The sequence below is a fragment of the Candidatus Afararchaeum irisae genome, assembly GCA_034190545.1.
In the GTDB taxonomy this organism is placed as follows: domain Archaea; phylum Halobacteriota; class Halobacteria; order Halobacteriales; family Afararchaeaceae; genus Afararchaeum; species Afararchaeum irisae.
Window position 1 is genome coordinate 12,656 of the sequence record JAXIOF010000043.1, and the last position, 25,300, is coordinate 37,955.

Consider the following 25,300-nt stretch of genomic DNA (forward strand, 5'->3'; position numbering starts at 1 on the left):
TTCTGAGTTACTCCGTGACGACGCTGACACCGATCTCCATCTCGACCCCCTCAACGTCCCACGTCTCCGAGAGGTCGGGCGATCCGAGGCTCGTGAACTCGTCGGTGCGTGTCTCGTCGGCGACGAAGTCGCGGTCGATGAGACTCTCAACTCTATCATTCCGGATTTCGAGGTCTACCCTTATAGGCTCCTCGACATCTAGTTCGAGTTCCTTCCTCATCTCCTGTATACGCCTCACTACCTCTCTCGAATACCCCTCCGACTCTATCTTGTCGTCGAGTGTGGCATCGACATAGACGTCTCCCGCGCCGAAGTCAGCACCTCCGACGTTTTCGGGAGTCTCGTCTACGAACTCGACGACCTCGTCAGTGATCTCGACAGTCTCGCCGTCGACCTCGATTTCGTCGGAAAGATCCTCCTTAGTCGTACCCCGTATCTCCTCGCCTATCTCTCCCGCGAGAGAGCCGTACTCGGGTCCTAAGACGTCCATCCTCGGCTTCGCACGTCTCACGAGTTCGTCCCAGCCGTCTACGACCTCGACCGACTTGGAGTTGACTCTGTCGAGAAGCAGGTCTTCGAGCGCCTCAACGGCGTCTCTCACGGTCTCGTCGTCGGTGTCGACTACGATACGCTTGACAGGCCATCTCAGCTTTCTGCCCGCCTTCTGTCTCGCGTTCGCCGCCGCCTCCTCTATCTCCCTGAGGACTTCTATGCGCTGTTCTAACTTCTCGTCCCTGTACCCTTCGTGATCCGTGGGCCAGTCGAGTGCGTGTACCGTCTTGACGTCTCCGAGGTTGTCGTACATCCTCTCAGCGATATGGGGAGCGAACGGAGCGATCATACGTACTGACTCGTCGAGAACCCTGTAGAGTGTGGCGTAAGCCGCGAGTTTGTCATCGGAGTCCTCCTCCTCCCACATCCTCGGACGGACGACCTGTATGTAGAACCGCGAGACGTCGTCCGTGATGAACTCGATTAACTCGTTGAGAGCCTTGTGTATCTCGAACTCCTCCATCTCGTCGGAGAACTCCGACTTCACGGTTTCGAGACGTGACAGAACCCAGTCGTCTGTCTTGGTGAGTTCGACGTCCTCGACAGTCGTCTCGTCGGGGTCGAAGTCGTCGAGATCCATGTAGGGCAGAGGGAAACGGTAGGTGTTCCAGAAGACGTTGAGCTTCCTCTGGGTCTCCTCTAGCTCGTCCCACGAGAACCTCATGTCCTCGCCCTTCTGGTTGTGCGACAGTAGGAAGGTACGTAGAGGGTCGACTCCGTACCTCTCGATAGCCTCCTGAGGAGTGACTATGTTGCCCCGTGACTTCGACATCTTGAGACCGTCCTCGTCGAGAGCGTGTCCGTGCATCAGAACCTTCTCGTAGGGTATCTGGTCGAGCGCGGAGACACCCATTCCTAGCTGTGACCAGAACCAGCCACGTGTCTGGTCGTGTGCCTCGATTATGAGGTCGGCAGGCCAGAGCCTCTCGAACTCCTCGTCGTTCGAGGGGTAGCCGAGTGTTCCCCACGACGCCACCGAAGAGTCGAGCCAGACGTCGAATATGTCCTCGACCCTCTCCGCCTCGGAGCCACAGACGTCACAGTCGACACGTATCGGGTCGACGCCCGGACGGTGGAGGTCTACCTCGTCGACGTCGTCGATTGCCTTCTGTCTCAGTTCGTCTCTCGTCCCTATACACGTCTCGTGACCCTCGTCACAGATCCAGATGGGTATTGGTATTCCCCAGTAACGCTGTCGTGAGACGTTCCAGTCACGTGCGTTCTCGACCCAGTCCCTGAAACGTGAGTCACGTGCCCAGTCGGGGTACCAGTCGCTCTTGTCTATCTCGTCGAGGAGATCGTCCTTTATGTCGGTGACAGTGATGAACCACTGGTCGGTCGCTATGAATATTATGGGGGTGTCACACCGCCAGCAGTGTCCGTAACGGTGTTCGTGGCTCCCCGAAGAGAGAAGTAGACCCTTCGAGTCGAGGTCTTCGATGACGTCGTCGTTGGCGTCCCTCACGAACTCTCCGGCGTACTTCCCCGCTTCGTCGGTGTAGACTCCGTCGCCGCCGACGGGAGAGAAGACGGGGAGGTCGTGTTGGCTCCCGAACTCGAAGTCGTCGAGACCGTGCCCCGGCGCGGCGTGGACGAGTCCGGTGCGTTCGGAAGTCACGAAGTCGGCGGCGTAGACACGGTGGACTATCTCGTCGGCGTCGAACTCCTTCTGTTTTGGAACCTCATCCTCCAAGGGATGTGTGTACTCCTTGCCTTCGAGTTCGTCGGCGTCGAGAGTCTCGACGACCTCGTAGTCGTCGTATCTTCCCTTACGCAGTACGTCCTCGACGAGATCCTCGGCTACGTAGAGTACGTCTGTCTCACCGTTCTTTTCGGCTCTGACCTTGGCGTACTCGGTCTCAGGGTCGACACCGACGTAGATGTTAGCGGGTATAGTCCATGGTGTCGTCGTCCAGATTACGAGGTAGGCGTCCTCGCCCTTGACGGGGAACTTGACGTATATCGAGGGTGACTCTATCTCGTCGTACTCGACCTCGGCGTCGGCGATCGCGGTCTCACACCTCGGGCACTGGTTTATGACCCTCTTGCCCTGTTCGACGAGATCCCGGTCGTGTGCCTTCTTGAATCCCCACCACGCCGCCTCCATGTACTCGTTCGAGACGGTTCTGTAGGGGTCATCCCAGTCCATCCAGACACCGAGCGACTCGAAGTCGTCGTTCATCGCGTCGAGATTCGACTCGGCGAACTCCTTGCACTCGTCTATGAAGTTCTCGACCCCGAACTCCTCTATGTCACTCTTGTTCTCGAAGCCGAGCTCCTCCTCGACCTTGACCTCTATCGGAAGACCGTGCATGTCGTACCCCGGACGGTCGGTGACGTTGTGACCCCGCATCCTGAGGTAACGTATAACGGCGTCCTTGAGTGTCTTGTTCCACGCGGTTCCGAGATGCATCTGACCGCTCGTGTAGGGCGGTCCGTCGACGAAGAAGTAGTCGGGATCGTCCTCGTGTACCTCCTTCGTGTGCTCGTAGGCGTCCTCGCGGCTCCAGTACTCCTTGACCTCGGGCTCGACCTCGTGAGGATCGTACTGGTCGCTGACCTCGTCGATATCCATGCTCATACTCTTAGACTCTCTCGAAGGTTTAAGAGAATACCGTTAGGACAAAACCCCGAGAGAGCACGACTTCTCTCGCGTGCAAATCCACAATAATTAAATACTGTTCTCGTTTTGCTTCGGTAGTGGCGGACAAGATAGCGTGTGTCAAGTATACGAGTCTGCTTGAGGAGCTCGAAGTCGAACAGGAGGATCTCGACCATATACTCGACAGCCTTCTCAACCAGGGCTTCGTCACGACGGTTAAGTTAGACGGCGAGATGGGGTACTGTCTCACACAGCACGGTGCCGAATACACAGAGGACTGGTTCCGGTCTCTCGACATAGACATAGGCGTTGAGGAGGTCACACTCGAACATCTCGTCGAGATGCTTGAGTCGACTGCACCTCCCGACAGACAGAGTTAATGGCGACGCCGACTTATCTCTTCTAAGAATGGACGTGGATGATACAGACGAAGGAGACGGAGGAGACACACGAGAGGAAAACGTTCAGCGCGGTGATCTCTGGGTCGAGAAGTACCGTCCGCGCACCCTCGACGACATAGTCGGACAGGACGATATAACAGAGAGACTCAAGTCGTACGTCGAGACCGGAAACGTTCCAAACCTTCTGTTCTCGGGTCAGGCAGGCATAGGAAAGACGACGTCGGCACACGCACTCGTCCACGACCTCTACGGCGACTCGTGGCGCGACAACTTCACCGAGCTAAACGCGAGCGACGAGAGAGGCATAGACGTCGTGAGGGAGAAGATAAAGAACTTCGCACGCACCTCCCCCGTCGGAGACGCCGACTACAAGATAATATTCCTCGACGAGGCGGACTCGCTCTGTGTACCTCCCGGTACAGAGGTCGTGACAGGATATCCGTCGTCACCCGAGGTCAAGGCAATAGAAGAAGTTGACGAGGACGGCGAACCGATTCCGTCGGTCGATTTCGAGACTAACGAGATACAGTCGGACTCGGGAAGGCTCGTCGACTCGGGCGTAGCCGACTTCTTCGAGATCGAGTTAAAAGACGGAAGGACGGTGACGGCGAGTCGCGAACATCCCTTCTTCACCGTTGGAGACGACGGTAGACTCGTGGAGAAGGAGCTAAGGGAACTCGAAGTCGGAGACGAGATTGCCGACTTCAGAGACGATGTAGGTGTGTCAGGATGTGAGACGTGTGGCGACTGGACAGCCGGGAGGTTCTGTTCTGTCGGATGTAAGGACGAGGGTCACAGTCGGGAGATGTCCGGAGAAGGTAACCCGATGTACGGAACCGAGTGGTCCGACGAACGCCGCGAGAAGATAGTCGAGAAGCTCTCGGACGGTAGACTAGCGGGAGAAAATAACCCCAACTATGGCGGCGACTACCACGGCGTCCATGTGTGGGAGATGGGCGAAGAGACTGTTAGGGTTGCGAAGGAGAACCTGAGTGAAATGAGGTCGGATACTTCGTGGGAGGAATGGGTAGTCGACGCTGACGCTGAGGAAGTCAAAGAGAGAATAAGCAAGTCGGTTTCGGACTGGTGGGAGAACTTAGACGAGGAGAGAAAGGAAGAGATTGTTCAAAAGATAAGAGAGAACACTGATTACCCTGTCTGTGACATAACCGGCGACGACAATCCGATGCGAGACCCCGATGTCGCTGAGAAAGTCTCGGAAGCCCTGATGGGTCACAAGCCTTCGGGAGGATATCCGAACAACGTCCGATACGAGGACGAACTCGGTCACGTAGTCCGCTCGGACTGGGAATACGAGGTCGCGGAAGCACTACAGGAGGAGGGCATCGGTTACGAGTACGAGCCCGAGTTCGAGCTTTCGGAGTCGTCTTACTACCCCGACTTCGTCCTCGACGACATAGTCATCGAGGTCAAGGGAAACGCAGAGATGTGGGGACGTCTCGACAAGATCGAGGAGTTCCTCGAAAAGTACGGAGACGAGTACAGCCTCGTAGTAGTTGGAGACGAAAGGGTGCCCCACAGCCGCCATTTCGGACTGGAAGAATTCGAACCCGCGGTTCTTGATGGAGGCATCCGTGAGGTCGAGACAGCCGAGGTCACGAGCATAGAGTACAGCCACCGTGGAAAAGCATACAACATCACGATGGAGGGCACTCCCAACTTCATGCTCGGGAACGGAATACTCACTCACAACACGAGCGACGCTCAGCCCGCACTCCGTCGTACGATGGAGATGTACACCAACACGTGCCGTTTCATACTCTCGTGTAACTACTCGTCGAATATCATAGACCCAATACAGTCTAGATGTGCTGTCTTCAGGTTCTCGCCCCTCGACGACGACGCCGTCGCGGAGAGGATGTCATACATCGCTGACGAGGAGGACGTCGATGTCACCGACGACGGACTGGACGCTCTCGCTTTTGTGTCTCAGGGCGACATGAGACGCGCAGTCAATGCCTTACAGGCGGCGTCGTCGCTAGGGGAGACAGTCGACGAGGACGCAGTCTTCTCTACGACATCGACCGCGAGACCCGAGGAGGTCGAGACCATACTCACGACAGCAGTTGAGGGTAACTTCGGAGACGCGAGAGACGAGATGGAGGAACTCATAAAGGGAAGAGGGATCGGAGGCGACGACCTCATAGACCAGATCCACCGCTCGGTTCTCGACCTCGATATAGACGACGCTCTCAAGGTACGTCTGATGGACAGGATAGGTGAGGTCGACTACCGCGTGTCGAGAGGCGCAGACGAGGAGATACAGCTTCAGGCTTTCCTCGCGTCGCTCGCACTCGGTGACGAAGAGAGCCGAGGTGTCTGAGATGTCGGAGCCAGACCTCCCGATTCCGGTTCTCGACAACCACATGCACTGTGACCCGAAGAAGGGCGAAGGAATAGATGCGGTCAAGAAGTTCGAGAGAAGCGGCGGGACACATCTGTGTATGGTCAACAAGCCGTCGTGGGGATACGGTATACAGGCGTCGTCGGGCGACGACTTCCGCGATGTCTTCGATTACAGCCTCTCGACTGCCGAAGACGCCCGCGAGGTCGTGACCGACGTCTTTCCCGTCTTAGGTGTCCATCCGGGTCTAATCTCGAACCTCGTCGAGTGGGGTAAGTCGGTCGACGAGGCGGAGGAGATAATGAAGGAGGGTCTCGAAGTCGCCGCCGAGTACGTCGAGGAAGGAGAGGCGGTCGCTCTCAAGTCAGGGCGACCCCATTACGAAGTCTCCGACGAGATATGGGAGGCGTCGAACAACGTGATGGAACACGCCTTCAGGCTCGGAGGCGAGATCGACTGTGCTGTACAGCTTCACACAGAAGGAGCGAGCCAGTTAGAGGAGATTACCGACACGGCTGAGTCGGTCGGAATGAACCCCGATAGGGTCGTCAAACATTTCGCTCCACCTGACCTCGAAGGTCCGGTACCGTCGGTCTTGGCGAAGGAGGATCAGATAAGACAGGCAGTCGAGGAAAGAGACGACCGTTTTATGATGGAGACCGACTACATCGACGACCCCGACCGTCCGGGTGCAGTCCTTGGTTTACGTACCGTACCTCGGCGTGTACGTTCTCTGATCGACGACCACGAGAAGGTCATGTACGAGGCGAACGTCGAGACGCCCGAGGAGATCTACGGCGTCGAGATGAGTCTCGACTGATACATTCGTTGTCGGAGTCGTCTTTCGCGTTCTAATCTCCATGTTAAACAAGGATAGTTCGGAAGATTTAACGTGCGACGAACGGATTTCGAAGTATGAACTTCGAACCCACCGACGACCAGGAAGCCTGGAGAGAAGAGGTCAGAGAGTTCGTCGACGAGGAAATCGTGCCCGAGGGAGACCGCATAGACAAGGAAGACGAGTTCCCGCACGACGTCGCCGAGAAGATCGCTGACAAGGGATACTTCGGGGTTCCCTACGGCGAGGAGTACGGTGGACCCGGGAAGGACTACCACTCCTACGCTTACACAATAGAGGAGATCGCGAGAGGAAGCGGGGGTCTCGGAACAGTCGTCGCCGCACACGGACTTCCCATAAACGTCATAGACAGGTTCGGAACAGAGGAACAGAAGGACGAGTGGATGCCGCCTCTCGTCAAGGGGGAGAAGATAGGAGCGTTCTGTCTCTCGGAGAGGGGGGCGGGAAGCGACGTCTCTAAGATGACGACGACCGCCGAGAAGGACGGCGACGAGTACGTCATAGACGGTGAGAAGATGTGGACCTCTAACGGCGCAGTCGCGGGCACTGCGATCATATTCGCCAAGACCGACCCCGACGCTGGCGGACGCGGAATATCCGCCTTCGTCGCCGACATAGAGGACAACGACTCGTTCGAGATAATGAAGGTCTTCGACAAGCTCGGAGACCACGGAAACCCCGTCTCAGAGGTCAACATAGACGGTCTACGTGTTCCCGAGGAGAACATGATAGGCGAAGAGGGTGCGGGTCTCAAACAGGCTCTCATATCCCTCAACAGCGGACGTGTCTCGATAGCCGCGCGTTCAGTCGGAATCGCACAGGCGGCACTCGACGCCTCGATAGACTACGTCCAGGAGAGGGAGCAGTTCGGAGGACCTCTTTCGGGCATGCAGGCTATACAGCACAAGATTGCCGACATGGACGTCAAGACAGAGAACGCACGTCTCATCACACACAAGGCGGCGGACATAAAGGAGAGAGGAAACGGAAACCTCATACTCGCGTCTTCGAGGGCGAAACTCTACGCCTCGGAGGTCTCACGTGAGGTCACCAACGAGGCTGTCCAGCTCCACGGAGGATACGGCTACATAGACGAGAAGCCAATAGAACGGTACTACAGGGACGCACGTATAAACGAGATATACGAGGGAACGAGCGAGATACAGAGGAACACGATAGCCGAACAGGTTCTCCAGTAGTAGTGTAGACGGGGCAGAGACAGCGCAACACAGTTTTAATCTTCGAGACAAAATATCCGGCATGGCAGACCGCGACGAGGAAAGGAGAGACTGTCCCGCGTGCGGCGGCGTGGGTGAGTTCCTGCGATCTGACAGCTGTCTCGTCTGTGGAGGAGAGGGAACTGTCTGGAGACGGTCAGGAGGCTCACCGACTCCGAGGGAGAAGAGGATAATAGGAGCCGCGGTCGGTGTCTTCCTCGGTCTCTGGATAGGAACACCCGCGGGATTCGTGATAGGTAGCCTTCCGTCATACTCGCTCCCGATGATGCTCTTCTGGGTCAAGTTCGTGATAGCGGCTGTCTTCGGAGCCGCGGGATATATCGCGGTTAGGTCAACCAGTTAGCAGTCTGAAACGAAGGACTTTAGTTTCCTTAATGGGTAATCTTCGGTTGGCAGAGAATGGACTGCAAGACATTACCATATGGTAGGGCGAATAGCTACGCTGAGAACCAAATTGGGGGGGTGAACCATGGGACAGCATAAACCCAGCGGCATAAAGAGATGGTTCTACACGACGGATCACTCCGACGTCGGGGCAATGTACCTGTGGCACACCGTCTTCTTCTTCGTGGTCGCGGGCGCGGCGGCACTCCTGTTCCGTCTTGAGCTCATGACGCCGTCGGCGGGTCGGTTCCTCTCGCAGGTCGAGTTCAACTCGCTTGTGACACTCCACGGCGGCACGATGATTTTCATAGTCGCGATGTCGGCTGTCGCGGTCGTCGGGAACTACTTCATACCCCCGATGGTCGGAGCCGACGATATGGCTTATCCGCGTGCCAACGCACTAAGTTACTGGTGTATGGCGGGCGGTTCCTTCCTGATATGGGTGACGGCTGTCACATACGTCCTCGGAGTCACAGACCTCCCGTTCAACGGAGGCTGGACGACGTACGCTCCGCTGTCGCTCAGGATGGGACTCGGAGGGAAGCTCTGGTTCCTCGGTATCGTACTCACGGGAACTAGCTCGACAGTCGGGTCTGTCAACTTCCTCGTGACGATACTCAACGAGCGCGACCCTGAGATGGGTCTCTTCGACATGCCCGTCTTCATCTGGGCGATGGCGTTTGAGGCGATACTCGCCGTCGTCGCTCTGGTTCCGCTCGTGGTCGCGATGGCACTGACGTTCCTCGAAGCCACCTACGGCTTCGTCTTCTTCGACCCCGCGAACGGTGGGGCGCCGATACTCTACCAGCACTTCTTCTGGCTCTTCGGACATCCCGAGGTCTACCTCGTCCTACTGCCGTTCCTCGGATCGATAGGTGAGATAATACCGAGGTTCTCGGGAAGACCCCTCTACGGATACAAGTGGTACGTCGCCGCACTCGGCTTCATCACGACGATGTCGGCGCTCGTCTGGGCGCACCACATGTACACGACAGGGTCGCTCGGCGGAGCCAAGTACGGCTTCATGCTCACGAGCCTCAGTATCACAGTCGGATTCGCGGTTCTGATATTCAGCTGGATGGCGACGATGTGGGGGGGGAGCATCAGTCTCAAGACGCCGATGCTCTTCTCCGTAGGCGCGGGAATAATGCTGATACTCTCGGGACTCGACGGAATAATGCTCGGAAGTCCCGTGCTCGACGAGTTCTTCCAATCGAGCTACTGGCTCGTCTCGCATTTCCATTACACCCTCTTCGGAGGAGTCATAATGGGATTCTTCGGCGCAGTCTACTACTGGTTCCCCGCAATGACGGGCAGGATGTACAACGAGAGACTCGGAAGATGGCACTTCTACTTCACAGCCGTCTTCGCGCCTCTCACATTCCTCGGTCTCGCGAAGCTGGGTGAGCAAGGAATGATAAGAAGGTACGCCGACTACACCTACAACACGGGTCTCCAGTCGACACACGAACTCACGACTGTCGCGGCGTTCCTCCTCGGAGTCGGACAGGTCATTTTCGTCGTCAACGCTCTGATGAGTCTCAGAAGCGGTGAGAAGACTCAGGAGCCGTGGGAAGAAGAACGCAAGAGAATGCCGTCGCCCGAGTGGGACGGCATGCCCTACACGCCTCCGACTCCCTCGAACGTCTCACAGACAAGCCCCGACGGAGGAGCCGATACAGAGACAGGAACTAATGTCGAGACTGACGGAGGTGTAGAGGATGAGTAAGACGTCAAAGACTACGGCAATCGGAGTCGGAATAGCGCTCTTCTTCATGTTCCTAGCTCTGTTTATCGACTTCCAGAGCCTGATACGTGGACACGGAATAATGATAGAGTCGGGCGGCTATCCCGTCCAGGTTACTCAGAACATCAAGTTCGTGGGCTTCGTAATCGCGCTCGCGCTCGGAGGAGCGACACTCCTTTATATCATCTACATGATGGTGAGGTACTCCGAGTCGATAAACCCGTCGGCTAAGCCGCTTCCCGAGGGATGGATGAGGATACCCTTCGGTGTCTGGACCGGTGCGGTCGCCCTCCTCATAGTCATGACAGTGATGATGTCGGTGGGAGGACTCGCGGAGCTCGATAAGCCTCCCGAGGATAAGCCCGAGATGACGGTCGACGTCACGGGTATGCAGTTCGCGTGGATGGTCGACAATCCCCACGTAGACAGCGGTACGATAATGACGGCAGGTAACGGTAAGATGAGGATTCCAGCAAACACTGTCGTCCATTTCAACATCAAGTCTAGGGACGTGATACACAGCTTCGCTATACAAGCGCTCGGATTCAAGGTAGACGCAGTTCCGGGACAGACTAACACGGGCTGGATAATGGTCGAGGAGCCCGGAACCTACACCGTAAACTGTGCTGAGCTGTGTGGATCGGGACACTCTAAGATGACAGGAAACATACAGGTCATGCCCCAAGACGAGTACGAACAGTGGGTAAAGAAGAACGGCGGTAACGTCTCTCTCGGAGGTGGGAACTCATGAGCAGTGAAGAAGTCAGGTACGGAGAAGGCGCGGAAGGCTTCCCACACGCAAGCGCAGCGCCATTCACTATAGTCCTCGGACTCGTGGTTCTCTTCGTGGGTCTCGCGGTCAAGGGCGCGCTTCCGATAGGCGTCGGAGCGGTGATATTCCTATTCGGAACATACAGCTGGACGAGAGACTACGCGAGGGAGTTCGAGAGAGGCATAATACCCGAACAGAAGAAGGAGTTACTCGACTTCAACAGCGGAATACTCGCGCTCGCCTTCATCGTAGTCTCGGAAATTATCGCCTTCGGAGTCCTCTTCGGAGCCTTCTTCGTCCTGAAGGCGAAGAACGGACCCTGGCCTCCTGAGGGACTTCCTGGATTAGATGTCCCATATGCTCTCGGACTAACAGTAGTCCTACTCACGAGCGGTCTGACGATGCACTGGGCTGAGGAGCAGATAAAGGAGGGCAACCGAGGTAAGTTCCACATCGGACTCGTAGCCACAGTCCTCCTGGGTCTCGTCTTCCTGGCGGGACAGGGATTCGAGTACATGCACATGGTCGCAGAGGGCATGGTTCCGAGTGCCGGAACCTACGCGTCGACCTTCTACGCACTCACCGGAACTCACGGTGCCCACGTCGTGCTCGGTCTCATAATGATAGGAATAGTCGGTGTCAGGTCGATGTTTAAGGGGCACTTTGGCTCCAAGAGACATCTCGCTGTGAGAACCACGTCGCTGTACTGGCATTTCGTGGACGCCGTCTGGGTCTTCATAGTCGCGTTTGTCTACCTCAGTGTGGGCGGAGCATAGGACATCACGGATCCTATTTCTTAGCGCGAACCGCGTAGAATAGAAAGTAATCACAAGACATAGATGACACTCAGCCTACGATCGGAGGAAGGATCAGACAGCACCGACACGGACACAAATACGGATACGGAGGGCTGCGATCTGTGTGACCTCCCGACACCTGACCCACCCGTAACGAGGGACGACGTTGACGGCGGTTTCTGCTGCCGAGGCTGTCTGGAGGTCTACTCCGAGTTCGGAGAGGTAGACCCCGACGAAGTCACCGAGTACGCCGGAGACGAGACAGAGACACAGATAGAAGACCCAGAGACCGAGTACCTAGCAGTCGACGGAATGCACTGCTCGACGTGTGAGGCGTTCATAGAGTCACAGGTAGCCTCGGAGGACGGCGTCGGCTCCGTCGACGCGAGCTATGCCTCCGACATGGTGAAGGTGTCCTACGACGACGACAAGACCTCAGAAGACGAGGTCCGTGACGCAGTCACGGGGTTCGGTTACAGAGCACGAAGCATAGACGTCGAGAGTCCCGAGTCGAGTGACGTGAGGACAGCGATCCGGCTCGGTGTCGGTGGTATCCTCGGCATGATCACGATGATGCTCTACATCGGCTTCCTCTATCCGATGTACTTCGGCTTCGAGTCGTCGGTATTCGGTTCAAGTGTGTGGGGGTCAATAATTCCTACTGAGGTCTGGCTACTAACAACGGTGATACTCGTCGTAACGGGCTTCCCGATACTCCGGGGAGCCTACGTCAGCCTCAGGTCGGGACAGCCCAACATGGATCTCTTAGTCGCGGTAGCCGCCGTCGGTGCCTACGTATACAGCGCGGGCGTCGTACTCACAGGAGGAAACGAGATCTACTTCGACATAACTGTCGTTATTGTCGTCGTCGTCTCGGTCGGTAACTACTACGAGGAGAGGATAAAGAGACGTGCGACCGACGTCGTAGCAGAGCTCAAACAGGAGAAAGCCGACAAGGCGAGGAGGGTCGCCGACGATGGACACGAGACAGTCGGAATAGACAGACTCGACGCCGGAGACCGTATACTCGTCAAGCCCGGCGAGAGAATACCCGTTGACGGAAAGGTCGTCGAGGGAACACCCGCGGTAGACGAGTCACTCGTCACAGGGGAGTCTGTTCCGGTGAGGAAGCAAGAAGGAGACCAGGTCATAGGCGGCTCAGTCGTCGCCCAGAACGCCGTGACAGTCGAGGTCGCCGACGAAGCCACGAGCACACTCGACCGTCTCGTGGAGCTACTCTGGGAGATACAGTCTTCACGTCCGGGTGTGCAGAGGCTCGCCGACAAGATAGCCGGCGTCTTCGTGCCTCTGGTTCTCACGGTCGCGGCTGTGACATTCGCCGCACAGGTCGCCTTAGGGTCGAGTCTCGAGTCGTCGGTTCTGACAGCCCTCTCGGTTCTGATAGTCTCGTGTCCGTGCGCCTTGGGAGTCGCCACTCCGCTCGCAGTCGCTTCGGGAATAAACGACGGTCTCAGACACGGCATAGTCGTCAACGACCCGTCTGTCTTCGAGAAGGGCGGCGAGGTCGAAACCGTGGCTTTCGACAAGACGGGAACTGTCACGACAGGGGAGATGGAGGCTCTCGAAGTCGAGGGTGACGAAGAAGCCGTAGAGAGAGCCGCCGCAGTCGAGGAGTTTTCGAGCCATCACATAGCCGACGCCTTGACGTCGGAGTTCGGGTCGGACAGAGAAGCCGAAGAGTTCAGACAGCACCCCGGAATGGGTGTCAGCGCCGAGGTCAAGGACGACAGGGTCTACGTGGGTAGCTCCGAACTCTTCGATGAGAAGGGTCTCGAAACAGAGGTATTTGAGGAGACAGCCGAGGAGGCGCGCGAGTCGGGCAAGGTTCCCGTCTTCGTGGGCTGGGACGACACGGCGAGGGCGGTGGTAGTCGTAGGCGACAAGACAAGAGACGGCTGGGAGGAGACAGTCGAGGAGGTCGCAGACGGACGCGAAGTAGCTATCATAACCGGCGACACAGCCGAAGCCGCCGAGAGGTTCGAGGGCGACGGGGTAGACCACGTCTTCGCAGAGGTTCCCCCAGAGGCAAAGGCGGAGATAGTCGAGAGACTCAGGGCGGAGTCCGACGGTGCGACCGTGATGGTCGGCGACGGAACCAACGACGCACCCGCTCTCGCAAAAGCAGACCTCGGAATAGCAGTCGGAGACGGTACGACTCTCGCTGTCGACGCCGCCGACGTGGTCAACACGACCGACGACATAAGAGCCGTCCCGGAGATATTCGAGATGACGGAGAAGACGAGAAGGAGGATCAGACACAACCTGGGCTGGGCGTTTCTCTACAACGCCGTGGCGATACCCGCCGCGGTCACGGGACATATTAATCCTGTGATCGCCGCGGTTGCGATGGCGACAAGCAGCCTCCTCGTCGTGGCTAACTCGTCACGTTCAGTCGTTTAGGCTTTCGAGGTAAGAGTCGACGTACTCCTCGACGCCGTCCTCGAATAGCTCGGCGAAGAGCCTCCTCTCGTGTTCGAGTGCTTCCTCCTTGTGTAGCTCGTATCCGTTAGTGATCGACTGTTTGACGGTTCGTATAGCCTCCGACCGTCTCGAAGCTATCCCCTCGGCTACCTCATACGCCTTTTCCTCGGCGTCGTCTACGACTTCGTTGACGAGATCCATAGCGTCTGCGTCTTCGGCGTCGACAGTGCGTCCCGTGAGAGCGAGATCCATCGCGTCGGAGAGTCCGACGAGACGCGGAAGTCGGTAGGTTCCTCCCCAGCCCCCGAAGATGCCTATCTTGACACCGGGCTCCCCGAACTTCGACCTCGGTGTGGCGTACCTGAGGTCACAAGCGAGTATGAACTCGGTACCTCCTCCCATACACGCGCCGTCGACCGCGGCTATGACTGGAGCGGACGAGTCCTCTATGGCGTCGGCGACGGAGTGTCCGAGACGCGCGAACTCCTCCGCGCCTTCGGAGTCGAGTGTACGTACGTGGCTGACGTCGGCTCCGGCTATGAAGGCGTCGCCCTCTCCGCGTATGACCACTGCGTCAGCCTCCTCTCCGGCTTCTGTAATACTGTCTCTGAAGTCACGTAGCATCTCCTCGTCGAAGGCGTTGCGTTTCTCGGGTCGGTCGACGGTGACCGTCGCCACACCGTCGTCTGTCTGCTTCCTTATCATAAGCCGACTTCGGGAATTAGACATATACTACTTTACTTTGGAGTCTACGGGTGTCTGTCTGCGTATTATATGCAAACACATATGGGTTTGTGAAACCCACTCCTAACACATCGATGAGTGCGTTCAAAGAGGATCTGAGAAGGCTCAGATCTGAGCTCCTGTCCCTGACTCAGGAGGTTCAAGTTCGTGAAGCCTCAGTATCTCAGCCGTCTTCTCGTGAGATTGAACCCGAGGAGCTGAGGAGCCTCATACGTGAGATGGTGACTTCCTCCGACCTCAAGCCGGCTATGCTCTGTTTTCTTGCTTCGAGGATTGACGAGTACGGCTCCGAAGTCACAGAGGGTGACCGCGACCACCGGGATCAGACAGCCGACTCCGACTCGTCGGCGTCGGTAGACGTCTCGAAATGCGCCGGGATACAGCTCATACACACGGGTCTGTGTAGGATAAGAGAGATAGTCGACGACCCTTCGTCGTGGGAGGACGTCGGTTTGGAGCCCGTCGAGGAGGACATGGAGCTCCTGGGAGCCGACATACTCGTGAGCATAGGTCTGGGACGTCTCGGCGACGACCTTCGGATGGGTACACGTGTCATAAACTCGTTCGGAACCAGTCAGGCTCGTAAGATAGACACAGACGACCCCGAGTCCGTCGTCGAGGAGGACGCGGTCGAGTACACACAGGCGTACCTCGCAGCCGTCTCGATAGGAGCCGACGGTGACCCCGACGACGAGGTAGTCGAGGTAGCCGAGAGGCTCGCGCTCAGAGACGCGTCGTCAGTCTCGTCGGAGACAGAACCCGATCCCGAGGACTACGTGAGCCCGAGAATAAACGGCTACCTCGAAGACGTAATCGAGTCTGGGTCACTGGGTCTCGAAACCGAGGCAGAACAGAGTCTTTGATCAGATCAGTCGAGACGGACTGCTGTGCCGTAGGCTATGACCTCCGAGCCGCCGTCTGTGACCTGTGAGCTCTCCATTCTGACGTTGACGACTGCGTCGGCACCCATCGACTCGGCGTCCTCCTCCATCCTCTCGAGAGCCTCCTCACGCGCTGAGGTCAGGAGGTCAGAGTAACCCTTTAGCTCTCCCCCTGTGAAGTTACGTATCGCCTGTATCAGATCCATTCCGGCGTTACGTGCCTTCACGGTGTTTCCGCGCGCTATACCGAGTGACTCTTCTATCTCACGTCCAGAAACTGTCTCGGTGGTGACTGTCTTCATATCCGAGATAAGTCACGGTGCGACTAAGCACTTGTCATGGTCAGTGTCACGGTCCAAGACGGTTCTTCCTGTCCTTCATCTCCTCCTCGTAATACTCGAATGTTATAGGCATCCAGTCCTTCGCGAGGTCGAGTATCTCTTCTGACATCTCACGTACCTCCCACTGAGCGTCGCCCGCTGCCCTCATGTCGAGTATATGCATCAGACCCCGCGCGTTTATCGAGAAGACTACGTTGACCTTCGTCGCCTGAGGAAGTACGAACCTCGCGTCCTCGGCGGGAACCCCGTCGTCTATGAGGTCGAAGTAGGTCTCGAAGTCGTCGTAACACGTCTCCAAGAAGCTGTGTTTCCTCTCCTCGGGAGGGACATCGAACTCTATCTTACCCGTCTCACGTGACTTCCACTCCTCCGCAGTCACCGACGGTGGCACGACGACGTACTCCTCAACGTCCTGAAGACCGTCGATATCACCACGTCCCGGAACCGTGTAACGCAGTGACTGGACGTCGAACGAGGCGTGTCTGTGGCGTGTGATCTGTGCCATACAGACACGGCTCATCGACCTGACCGAGAAGGTAGCCTGCGGGTGTTCGAAGGGTCCGTAATGCCCCCTCCGCATAAGGTGGTGTATCAGAGTTTCCTTCTTGTCGTCTAAGCTGTCGCCGTCGACCGACTCCATCACCTCCTCGAAGCTCTTGTCGGCTACCCATTCGGTCATGTAGTCGTTCCTCGCCGCCCTGCACGCCGTCTCCTCGGGATCGGGGGTCGATTCGAGTAGGTCTACCTCCATCCCGGTGTCAGTCTCGGTGTCAGTCTGTGTGTCTTTAGATGTCATCCTTACGCTTAGCTTACTACTGTTTACTGTGGTCATCCGGCTCGTGTGTCTGTATCTCGGCGTCTCCGATTGCCTCTACAGCCGTCTCTACGTCCTCAAGGCGGCTCCTGCATTCCTCCAAGAGTCTCACGCCCTCCTCGTATAGGCTCAACGACTCGTCGAGTCCCACGTCGTCGGACTCTAGACGTTCGACAACCTCGTCGAGACGGTCGAGCCGTTCCTCGAAGCTCATCTCGTCGTCTGTATCTGTATCTGTGTCTGTATCTGTGTCAGTCTGAGTCATTTATACAAAGTCTCCTTCGGGGTCTCGTTCTCGTTTGTGTGTACAGACGTCTTCGACACGGCTCTTTACTCTTCCGTCGGAGAGTCTGACCTCCAAGGTGTCACCCTCGTCTAAGTCTTCGGCACTCGTGACGACGTCACCGTCCGACTCGGCGACCGAGTAGCCTCTCGAAAGGACGTTGAGAGGGCTGAGTGAGTCGAGGAGATCCGAGTACCTCGATACCTCGTCACGTCGGTCTTCGAGTAGGTCTTCGACGCCGCCCTCTAGACGTTCCTCAAGCTCTTCGAGGCTCTCGGAGTAACTGCCGACGACGTCGTGACGGTCTAAGAGACGTTCGTAGGTGTCGAGTCTCCTGTGGTACGAGTCTATCTCGGAGTAGACAGCCGACTCGATCCTCGTCTCAGTCTCTTCGAGACGTCCGAGTAGGTCACGTCTCTCGGGGACAGCTATCTCAGCCGCCTCGCTGGGTGTCGCGGCTGACTCGTCGGCGACGAGGTCGGTGAGTGTGTTGTCGACCTGGTGCCCCACCGCACTCACGACAGGCGTCTCACAGCCGTAGACGGCGCGGACGACCTCCTCCTCGTTGAACGCCCAGAGGTCTTCTATCGATCCTCCGCCTCTGCCGACTACTACGACGTCACAGCCTTCGGAGTCGATCTCCTCGATAGCATCACGTATCTCGGGAGCCGCGCCGTCGCCCTGTACCTTCGCGGGCGAGACTGTAACGTCGACGGGGAAACGTCTCCCTAAGACATCGAGTATGTCGTGTACCGCAGCACCCGAGTCGCTCGTGACGACGCCGACATGGTTGGGAAAGTCGGGTATCGGCTTCTTGTGTCGGTCGTCGAAGAGACCCTCGTCGTCGAGCTTGTTCTTGAGTCTTATGAACTCCTCGTAGAGGTCGCCTCTCCCCGACTCAGACATCGACTCGACGTATAGCTGGTACTCGCCTCTCTCCTCGTAGACCGATACACGTCCCTCGGCGATGACCTCGTCGCCGTCGTCGGGGTCGAAGTCAAGTGACGACGCGTTCCTCCGGAACATCACACAGCCGAGTGACGATCCGTCGTCCTTGAGGCTGAAGTACATATGTCCGCTAGAATGGTGGTGGAAGTTCGAGACCTCGCCGCTCACAGCCACGTCCGAGAGTTCGGGGTCTGACTCAAGGAGGCTCTTTACTGTCTGTGTGACCTCCGAGACAGTGTAGACGTCGTCGGCGTCGGCATCCGCGTCTGGGTGTGAGGTCTCCGGATCACGTGGAGCTTCAGAATCGGAGTCGGAGTCAGAGCCGGAGTCGGAGTCGTCGATAAAGTCGTCGAGAGATGTCATTTGTGTCTGTCAATCAGAGTCGTGAGGTAGTCCTGTGACTCGGGATGGAGATGTGTGTAACATCCCACCGTGTTGTACTCGACGACGCCGTCACGGTCACCGTCTATTCCCTTTCCCCTGACGACGTCGAAAGCTGTCGTGGCGTCGCGGTCTATCTGTGTCTTCGAGTAATGGAACTCGTGTCCATTAAGTCTTCGGCGTCCGAGGACGTCGGAGGCACCAGTGGGCTCGACCTCGGTGTATCCCACCGCCTCTAACGACTCCGTCATCTCGACCTGTGACGGCAGTACACCCGCCATCTCGTAGGTCTCTCCGTCAACGGTGAGCGACTCGCTGAGGTACATGAATCCGCCACACTCACCCAAGATAGGCTTCCCCTCAGACGCGGCGTCTAAGACGTCAGATCTCATCGACTCGTTGTCCTCAAGCTTCTCGGGATGTAGCTCGGGATAGCCTCCTCCGAAGTAGTAGGCGTCAGCCTCGGGTAGTTCGTCTTCGAGGGGTGAGAAGGTCACGACCTCGGCGTTCGAACTCAGGACTTCGAGGCTACGCGGATAGTAGAAGCTGAAGGCGGAGTCACGCGCGACACCGACGCGTATGTCTGAGTCGGCATCATCGGCTGTTTTATCAGTCGTACGGCGTGGATCGGGAGTATCGGCTTCGGACGCGACGGATTCGAGAGCCTGCGTGTCGATAGAGTCGGAAGCACGCGAGAGAGCGTCGTCGTCGAACGGCGACTCGTCGCCCATTTCGAGACCAAGATGCCGACTCGGAACTTCGAGGTCGTCGGACCGCGGTATGTTTCCGAGGAACTCTATGCCGACGGCTTCGAGTCCCTCTCTTATTCCGGAGACGTGTCTGTCGCTCGACGCCTTGTTGGCGATAACACCCGCGACTTCGACGTCCGATCCCCGCGCCTGAGCGTACTCAGCGAATCCGAGAGCCGTCGCGGCGACACTCTCCATACCAGCGGTGGCGTCGACTACAAGGACGACGGGAAGACCGACTGTCTCAGCGACCTTCGCCGTACTCTCGTCGTACGAGTCGTACATCCCCATGACTCCCTCGACGACGCCGTACTCTCCATCGCCCCTCGCGTAGTTACGTCGGACGCCGTCCTCGCCCATCATATGTAAGTCGAGTGTGCGCGAGGGCTTCCCCGTGACATACTCGTGGTGGCTCGGGTCGATGTAGTCGGATCCTACCTTGTATCCCTGAACGTCTCCCTCGTCCGTGAGTGCATCCATCACCGCAAGCGTCGCAGTCGTCTTTCCGACTCCGCTCGAAGTCCCCGCTATGACAAAGCCTCTCATTAACAGATCTTCGTGAGAGTAGAACCTAACGGTTACGTTACGTTACGTTACGTTACGTTACGTTACGTTACGTTACGTTACGTTACAGTACGTCGTCGGAGGTCAACTCCGGAGTAGACGCCGTAGCGATGAACCAAGTATAGAGCGACCGCGTAGCTTCCGAAGACGTAGACGCCGATGCCAACTGCGGAGATGAGAGTACCGGGAGACAGACCCTCTCCGAAAACTCCGAAGGCGGACAGACCGACGAGTATCTGTATCACGAGGGCAGTTCCGACAAGCTTACCGAGGAACTCAAGCGAGCCCCCGGATCTTAAGTAGACCGCGGCAGACACAGCCGACAGAAGTAGTATCATACCCGAGAAGACCGACGGTTCGAAGCCGAAAAACGGAAAGAAGACCGACGGTTCGAAGCCGAAAAACGGAAACACGTATACGGCGAGGTAGCCCACTGTCTGGCTTATTATTACAGACCACGCGAGGACTGTCAGAAGCACGGTCAGCAGAGACGCTACTGAGATGTCGGGAAGTGACCTGTGTGTCTCCATGCCGCGGCTACAGATTCCGTCTATTTAAGATTTCGGGGGTGTGACTCAGAGACCTCCGCGGCGTCCTCCGCCGCCACGGCGTCCTCCCGAGAGGGACATACGTCTTCCGACGCTGTATCCCTCCTTCCTGAGCTTCCAGCCGTATGCGAGTCCTATCGCGAGTCCCGAGAGATGTGCGAGACGTGCGACGCCTCCCGCACCGGCTCCGAAGCTTACCGTGAGGAAGACCTCGTAGAACGCGAACAGCGAGGTGGCTACCCAGAGAGGCATGGGTATGAAGAAGTAGAGGTAGATACGCATGTTGGGGTTGAGAAGCGTGAGAGTACCCAAGACGGCAGCTATCGCTCCCGACGCACCCAGGACGCCGCCTACACCACCCTGTGCGATAGTCACTCCCGTCTGTGCGAGTCCAGCGACTACGCCTCCGACGAAGAAGAGTCCGAGGAACTTACGCGTGCCTATGCGTTTTTCGAGGAAGGTTCCGAAGAAGTAGAGGACTAGCCCGTTGAAGAAGATATGCATCGGATTCGTCGTCGAGTGAGAGAATATGCTCGTGATCCACGTCCAGACGTAGAGAGGGTTCTCGGTGGTGAGTATAAACAGAGATATATAGATCCTTTCGGGAGCAATCTGTGAGACCACTAACTGGAGAATGTATGTCACGACCATCGCCGCGAGAAGGAGATAGGTCGCGTTTCCGCGGAGTCCCGTGGGCAGACCGGGTAGTAGAGACGAGACAGCCGAAGACCACGACGAGTCCGTCGACGCGGGCTCCGGCTTCGCGCCTCGCGTCTGTGGGCTCTCGTACGACGACAGTTTGGGGCAGTCGTGGTTCTCGGGGAGACGGTGTTCGGAACAGAAGGTGCCTCCACAGAGACGGCAGTCGTAAGGCATGCCGTCGATTTCCTTGCCACACTCGTCGCAGGTTTCCATACACGCGATAAGCCCTCGTCGGGTATATAACTTGGTGTACTGTGCTGTAGTACGAAAAGCTGTTTTAGATACGAGACCGTAGATAGGGTGATGAAGCCCTACGAGAGGGAGACGCTTCTCGAACGCGTAGACAGAGGTTCGTCGTTCGTCGGGAGCGGAGTACCGGAGGAAGTAGAGGTCGACGGAGACGAGATACGTCTCAAGGAGGTAGTCCTGAGTCTGCGTTCGGAGTCGAAGCCCGACCCCGACTACGACCCCGAGACTCTCAAGAAGAAACTCAGAAGAAAACGGAGTTCGCTGTATAACTCGCTCCAAGATGAGGACAGCGAGATGTCATATGAGAGGGGTAAGGAGATAGTCGACCTTATCGTGGGACTCGACAGGGCACTCACGTCTATAAGGGAGTCGGTCAAGGGATCGAGAGGCGACCTCAACGAGGAGGCACGGCGTGCCGAGACAGCCGACCAGAAGAGATGGAATAACTTCCTGAACAAGGTCACAAGCGACGTCGAAGAAGAGAACCGCAGGCGCAGGTAGTCAGTAGTCAGTTAAGTCTCTCGTCGAAGGACTTGGCTTCCTCGTCTGTGAGTGGTCTGACACGGCTGTCGTTGTCACCGAACTCCTTTCCAAACTGGACTTTACGGTCTCCGTCGGGGAACTCCTCCTCTGTACAGGGTGACTTACCGACCGTACTGTCGTTGACAGCCATGGCGTCCTGTAGCCTCACTAGAACTCCTTCGACCTCGTCTGCGGATATGTTTCTATCCATACTGACTTTGACCTCCTTTGTCTCTCTAAGACTGAAACGTTTTTCCTCGGAGTAACTGGTGTTGTGGGTGTAGACACGGACATTCATCACAAAGGGAACAAAGTCGGTGTCAGGACACGACAGTTCGAGAGAAGTATTTACGGTTACTCCGAGTTCTGATTCAGACTCAGATAAGGAGACTCCCGTGGCGTTGGCTCCTGCGAGTCTGTACGACTCCTGTGGCGTCGAGAGACAGCCAGAGAGTAGTACGAGAAAGGCGACTGAGACGAGAAGTGTTCGGCGGTAACTCGAGGTCATATCTATGCTAATACCGTGATCCGAATATAAAGCTTCTCAAGGATCGAAAGTTGGGTAATGCTCAAGCACAAAGACAGAAAGATGCGCCTCTTCACCGACGTGATGCTCGGAAAGCTCACAACTTACCTGCGTATGGTGGGACACGACACCGTCTATGCTCTTGAAGTCGACACCGAGGACGACGACTCAATAAGGGAGTATCTGAGCGACGATGGTCGGACTCTTCTCACACGTGACATACAGCTCGCAGAGTCGGTCACACCCTCGGTTCTGATAGAGTCGCGCGACATCGAGGATCAGCTCAGAGAGGTCTACGAGACAGGGATCGGTCTCGAACTCGACGAACCCGAGAGATGCTCCGTCTGTAACTCCGTGGTCGAGGAGACTGACGAGATCCCCGACCGCGACTGTGTTCCCAATAACGTCGAGACCGTCTGGAGATGCACCGGCTGTGGAAAGCTCTACTGGAAGGGTTCACACTGGGACGACGTGACTGAGACGCTGGAGAGGGTGAAATCGGAGACGTAGTCAGCCGCTGACCTCCTTCTCGTAGAAGAGACGTAGTAATACATAGGCATAGAGAGAAGTCCCCACGAGAGTCAGAAGGCGTCCCGGGAGTAATAGTGAGATCGGGATGACCGAAGACGCAGTCTCGACGACTAGACCCGATGCGATAACTGCTATCGAGGCGAGCGCCGTCTCGTCGTTCGCACCTAAGAAGGAGCCGACGTTCGGCGGGTAGAACTGGTAAGCCACACCCACAATCGTGAGACCGAGGAATCCGAGGACGTTGAGACGTGCGTGGGTTAGCCTTAGATCCGAGACGGAAAAGACGTCGAACGCGAACCCCAAGCCGATCACGACGCCTAAGGCACCGAAGACCGCGCCCGCGAGGACACCGTACAGACCAACACGTCTTCTCCCGGATCGTCGCACCATGCCGAGGTAAGCTATGCCGAATCCGACGACAGCGACCGATTCGAGTACGGCACCGAGTCTGAATAGGATTCCTCCGTTTAGATCGAGGGCTAAGAAAGACGGGGCGACCACGCCCGTCGGAAGTACGAGGGCGACAAGACGGCGCGAGGGATGTGAGACTAGGAGTCTTGGAAGGAGACGGAAGCCGACGCCGAAGACCATGACTCCTCCCGTCCCCGCAGCGAGAAGATGGAGAACAGAGCCGACTTGACATCCCACGGAAACGAGACACGGGAGCGCACTGAAGTTCGAGGCGACGAGTAGATACGATCCGAGGACGAGATAGACGAGAGCGAAGGGTATGGCGGCGTTCGAGTATCTGTCGACAGTACGTCTTTCCTGCTTCGTCTCGGCGGTTCCCGTTTCCCTGCCTGTGAGATTTCCGCGGAGGCTCACGCCGAGAGACACAACGAAGACACCGACGCCCGCGATCCAGAGGATTCCTCCGAGAGCCGACCCCGGGTTGGCTGAAAGAATTAGAGTTCCGAGAGAGGTGAGCGGAAACTGAACCGCAGGCGCGGCTTCGTAGGCGAGGCTCGTCTCGAAGTACGACGGAACGAGTGTGTACGCCTTTCCGAAGACTATGTGGAGGACGAATCCGAGGACACCCAGTATGAGACGGCTCCGCCAGTCGGTGTCGACGAGGGACGACGCCTGCCACGCCACGAGGAAGACGGCACTCGTCGCGACGTATGTCCTCGACCATCGGTCTACGCTGAAAGTATGGCTGGGAGACATCCCACGTGTCTACTCACCACAGAGGTATACGGTCTACGCCGAAGATGTTCGGGGAAGTAGCTATCCGCATCGAGACGAAAGACGACCCATGTCTGTAGAGATAACCGACATGTCGGAGCTGCCCGACGAGAGAAGTTCACGCGTACGCGTATTCGGCTCCGAAGTCTATCCTAAGACAGTCCGGATTAAGCTCTCAGAGGGCGAGGAGCTTCCCCCACACAGACACGAAGGTTACAAGGTCGTCATACATGTCGTCTCGGGTAGACTGGCGGCGAAGATTGGAGATGAGAGTTACATACTCGAAGAGGACGACATGGCGACCTTCGAAGGAGGGAAAGCCGTCTCGCTCGAAGCAGAGAGAGAGTCGTCCCTACTCGTGATCCTGTGTAAAACGTAGCTACTCGACGAACTCGGGGACTATTCTCGATTCTGCCCTCTGGAGTATCTCGCTACACGACGACTTCGATATTCCCACGACTTCGCTGACCTCGGTGAGAGTCGCCTCACGTGGGACGTCGTAGTACCCCTCGTCGACTGCGACCTCAAGGACTTCTCTCTGTCTCTCTGTCAGTCGTCGCTCGGTCTCTATCTCCTTCATGTACTCAAGGTCGTACTCTATCCCGTTTTGGTCGAGAAAAGAGCCGAGGTCGGACAGACTCGAGTGGTCGGCTCGGACTGTCCAGACTGCCTCACCGTCACGTATCTCGAAAGGTGTTTCGAGGGGTACTCCGGTTCTCCGAGCCGCGACCATGAGTTTGGGCTCGGGAACCTCAAACTCGACGACAGCCTCCGAGTCGGTGACGTGAAGAGTCTCCTCGTCTACGTCGTCTCTCTCGCTGAGTTCGGAGAGTATGCTCTCGACGTCGTCGGACTCTATCTCTATGAGTCCCTTTCCGTTCGAGTCCCTCGGAAGGACTGAGACGACCTTGAAGGTCGAGTCGGGGTACGACTTCGAGACGTGTTTCACACCTCCGTCGCCGGGAACGTGTATCCTGATCCTCGAACGTGGCATCTGTATCTGTACGTGATTAAGTCTCTAAGTACAAAAACAGGGCGAACATGTTCGCGGAAACCACTACGGGATGTTGGTACCATTTAGAGATATGAGCGAGACGCTCTACGACGACATAGGTGGAAAGGCTCTGGTGAATCACTAGACTGCGTTGGATTAAGCCACTAATGTAAAGGAGA

25 protein-coding genes and 1 pseudogene are annotated in these 25,300 nt (G+C 57.0%); 14 read left to right on the forward strand and 12 right to left on the reverse strand.

Annotated elements, in window-relative coordinates; all coding sequences use genetic code 11:
- Positions 1 to 7: 7 nt before the first annotated feature.
- The gene (gene ileS / locus SV253_05975) at positions 8 to 3,121 is read right to left on the reverse strand and encodes an isoleucine--tRNA ligase (GenBank protein MDY6775611.1); all 3,114 of its coding nucleotides are present in this window, start codon (positions 3,119 to 3,121) and stop codon (positions 8 to 10) included.
- Positions 3,122 to 3,252: 131 nt separating this feature from the next.
- On the opposite strand from ileS, the gene SV253_05980 reads away from it, so the two are divergent.
- From SV253_05980 to SV253_06025, 10 genes and pseudogenes are all read left to right on the forward strand, one after another.
- On the forward strand, positions 3,253 to 3,534 hold the full coding sequence (locus SV253_05980) for a hypothetical protein (protein ID MDY6775612.1): 282 nt from the start codon (positions 3,253 to 3,255) through the stop codon (positions 3,532 to 3,534).
- A gap of 28 nt (positions 3,535 to 3,562) precedes the next feature.
- Positions 3,563 to 3,958: pseudogene (locus SV253_05985) on the forward strand (AAA family ATPase).
- Positions 3,932 to 5,899, forward strand: coding sequence for a replication factor C small subunit (locus SV253_05990; GenBank protein MDY6775613.1), 1,968 nt, complete (start codon positions 3,932 to 3,934; stop codon positions 5,897 to 5,899). Before SV253_05985 ends, SV253_05990 begins: the two are co-directional and overlap by 27 nt.
- Position 5,900: 1 nt before the next feature.
- Positions 5,901 to 6,740, forward strand: a complete 840-nt coding sequence (locus SV253_05995; protein MDY6775614.1) for a TatD family hydrolase — start codon at positions 5,901 to 5,903, stop codon at positions 6,738 to 6,740.
- 95 nt (positions 6,741 to 6,835) lie between these two features.
- Entirely contained in the window at positions 6,836 to 7,978 is a 1,143-nt protein-coding gene (locus SV253_06000; protein ID MDY6775615.1) for an acyl-CoA dehydrogenase family protein, read from the forward strand.
- A gap of 61 nt (positions 7,979 to 8,039) precedes the next feature.
- Positions 8,040 to 8,360, forward strand: coding sequence for a hypothetical protein (locus tag SV253_06005; GenBank protein ID MDY6775616.1), 321 nt, complete (start codon positions 8,040 to 8,042; stop codon positions 8,358 to 8,360).
- A gap of 126 nt (positions 8,361 to 8,486) precedes the next feature.
- Complete coding sequence (locus tag SV253_06010; protein MDY6775617.1) at positions 8,487 to 10,130, forward strand: cbb3-type cytochrome c oxidase subunit I; 1,644 nt, start codon at positions 8,487 to 8,489, stop codon at positions 10,128 to 10,130.
- Complete coding sequence (coxB, locus tag SV253_06015) at positions 10,123 to 10,899, forward strand: cytochrome c oxidase subunit II (protein MDY6775618.1); 777 nt, start codon at positions 10,123 to 10,125, stop codon at positions 10,897 to 10,899. Before SV253_06010 ends, coxB begins: the two co-directional genes overlap by 8 nt.
- Positions 10,896 to 11,696 (forward strand): heme-copper oxidase subunit III, encoded by an 801-nt coding sequence (locus SV253_06020; protein MDY6775619.1) that lies wholly within the window; start codon positions 10,896 to 10,898, stop codon positions 11,694 to 11,696. The genes coxB and SV253_06020 overlap by 4 nt, the downstream gene beginning before the upstream one ends.
- Positions 11,697 to 11,759: 63 nt before the next feature.
- Positions 11,760 to 14,138 carry a cation-translocating P-type ATPase gene (locus SV253_06025; GenBank protein MDY6775620.1) on the forward strand — a complete coding sequence of 793 codons (2,379 nt, stop codon included), beginning with the start codon at positions 11,760 to 11,762 and terminating at the stop codon, positions 14,136 to 14,138.
- Here SV253_06025 and SV253_06030 read toward each other — a convergent pair.
- Entirely contained in the window at positions 14,127 to 14,864 is a 738-nt protein-coding gene (locus SV253_06030; GenBank protein MDY6775621.1) for an enoyl-CoA hydratase/isomerase family protein, read from the reverse strand. The two genes, SV253_06025 and SV253_06030, sit on opposite strands and share 12 nt — an antisense overlap.
- Before the next feature lie 113 nt (positions 14,865 to 14,977).
- Here SV253_06030 and SV253_06035 point away from each other — a divergent pair, with 113 nt between their 5' ends.
- The gene (locus SV253_06035) at positions 14,978 to 15,766 is read left to right on the forward strand and encodes a hypothetical protein (protein ID MDY6775622.1); all 789 of its coding nucleotides are present in this window, start codon (positions 14,978 to 14,980) and stop codon (positions 15,764 to 15,766) included.
- 5 nt (positions 15,767 to 15,771) lie between these two features.
- On the opposite strand, the gene SV253_06040 is transcribed toward SV253_06035, so the two are convergent.
- From SV253_06040 to SV253_06070, 7 genes are all read right to left on the reverse strand, one after another.
- The gene (locus SV253_06040) at positions 15,772 to 16,086 is read right to left on the reverse strand and encodes a YbjQ family protein (GenBank protein MDY6775623.1); all 315 of its coding nucleotides are present in this window, start codon (positions 16,084 to 16,086) and stop codon (positions 15,772 to 15,774) included.
- Positions 16,087 to 16,132: 46 nt separating this feature from the next.
- A complete protein-coding gene (gene thyX / locus SV253_06045) occupies positions 16,133 to 16,876 on the reverse strand; it encodes an FAD-dependent thymidylate synthase (protein ID MDY6775624.1) in 744 nt (247 codons plus the stop codon).
- Positions 16,877 to 16,937: 61 nt separating this feature from the next.
- The gene (gene xseB, locus SV253_06050) at positions 16,938 to 17,204 is read right to left on the reverse strand and encodes an exodeoxyribonuclease VII small subunit (protein ID MDY6775625.1); all 267 of its coding nucleotides are present in this window, start codon (positions 17,202 to 17,204) and stop codon (positions 16,938 to 16,940) included.
- On the reverse strand, positions 17,205 to 18,533 hold the full coding sequence (xseA, locus tag SV253_06055) for an exodeoxyribonuclease VII large subunit (protein MDY6775626.1): 1,329 nt from the start codon (positions 18,531 to 18,533) through the stop codon (positions 17,205 to 17,207). It lies immediately after the preceding gene.
- Positions 18,530 to 19,846, reverse strand: coding sequence for a cobyrinate a,c-diamide synthase (locus SV253_06060; protein ID MDY6775627.1), 1,317 nt, complete (start codon positions 19,844 to 19,846; stop codon positions 18,530 to 18,532). The genes xseA and SV253_06060 overlap by 4 nt, the downstream gene beginning before the upstream one ends.
- A gap of 77 nt (positions 19,847 to 19,923) precedes the next feature.
- Entirely contained in the window at positions 19,924 to 20,394 is a 471-nt protein-coding gene (locus tag SV253_06065; GenBank protein MDY6775628.1) for a hypothetical protein, read from the reverse strand.
- Positions 20,395 to 20,439: 45 nt separating this feature from the next.
- Positions 20,440 to 21,327, reverse strand: a complete 888-nt coding sequence (locus SV253_06070; GenBank protein MDY6775629.1) for a rhomboid family intramembrane serine protease — start codon at positions 21,325 to 21,327, stop codon at positions 20,440 to 20,442.
- Positions 21,328 to 21,417: 90 nt separating this feature from the next.
- Here SV253_06070 and SV253_06075 point away from each other — a divergent pair, with 90 nt between their 5' ends.
- Positions 21,418 to 21,864, forward strand: a complete 447-nt coding sequence (locus SV253_06075; GenBank protein MDY6775630.1) for a DUF5788 family protein — start codon at positions 21,418 to 21,420, stop codon at positions 21,862 to 21,864.
- A 7-nt stretch (positions 21,865 to 21,871) separates the two neighbouring features.
- On the opposite strand, the gene SV253_06080 is transcribed toward SV253_06075, so the two are convergent.
- A complete protein-coding gene (locus tag SV253_06080) occupies positions 21,872 to 22,393 on the reverse strand; it encodes a hypothetical protein (protein ID MDY6775631.1) in 522 nt (173 codons plus the stop codon).
- A 57-nt stretch (positions 22,394 to 22,450) separates the two neighbouring features.
- Between SV253_06080 and SV253_06085 the strand changes: the two genes are divergently transcribed.
- Entirely contained in the window at positions 22,451 to 22,921 is a 471-nt protein-coding gene (locus SV253_06085) for a Mut7-C RNAse domain-containing protein (GenBank protein MDY6775632.1), read from the forward strand.
- On the opposite strand, the gene SV253_06090 is transcribed toward SV253_06085, so the two are convergent.
- A complete protein-coding gene (locus SV253_06090) occupies positions 22,922 to 24,109 on the reverse strand; it encodes a hypothetical protein (GenBank protein ID MDY6775633.1) in 1,188 nt (395 codons plus the stop codon).
- 88 nt (positions 24,110 to 24,197) lie between these two features.
- On the opposite strand from SV253_06090, the gene SV253_06095 reads away from it, so the two are divergent.
- Complete coding sequence (locus SV253_06095) at positions 24,198 to 24,506, forward strand: cupin domain-containing protein (GenBank protein MDY6775634.1); 309 nt, start codon at positions 24,198 to 24,200, stop codon at positions 24,504 to 24,506.
- Here SV253_06095 and SV253_06100 read toward each other — a convergent pair whose 3' ends face one another.
- A complete protein-coding gene (locus tag SV253_06100) occupies positions 24,507 to 25,121 on the reverse strand; it encodes a helix-turn-helix domain-containing protein (protein MDY6775635.1) in 615 nt (204 codons plus the stop codon).
- Positions 25,122 to 25,300 lie beyond the last annotated feature (179 nt).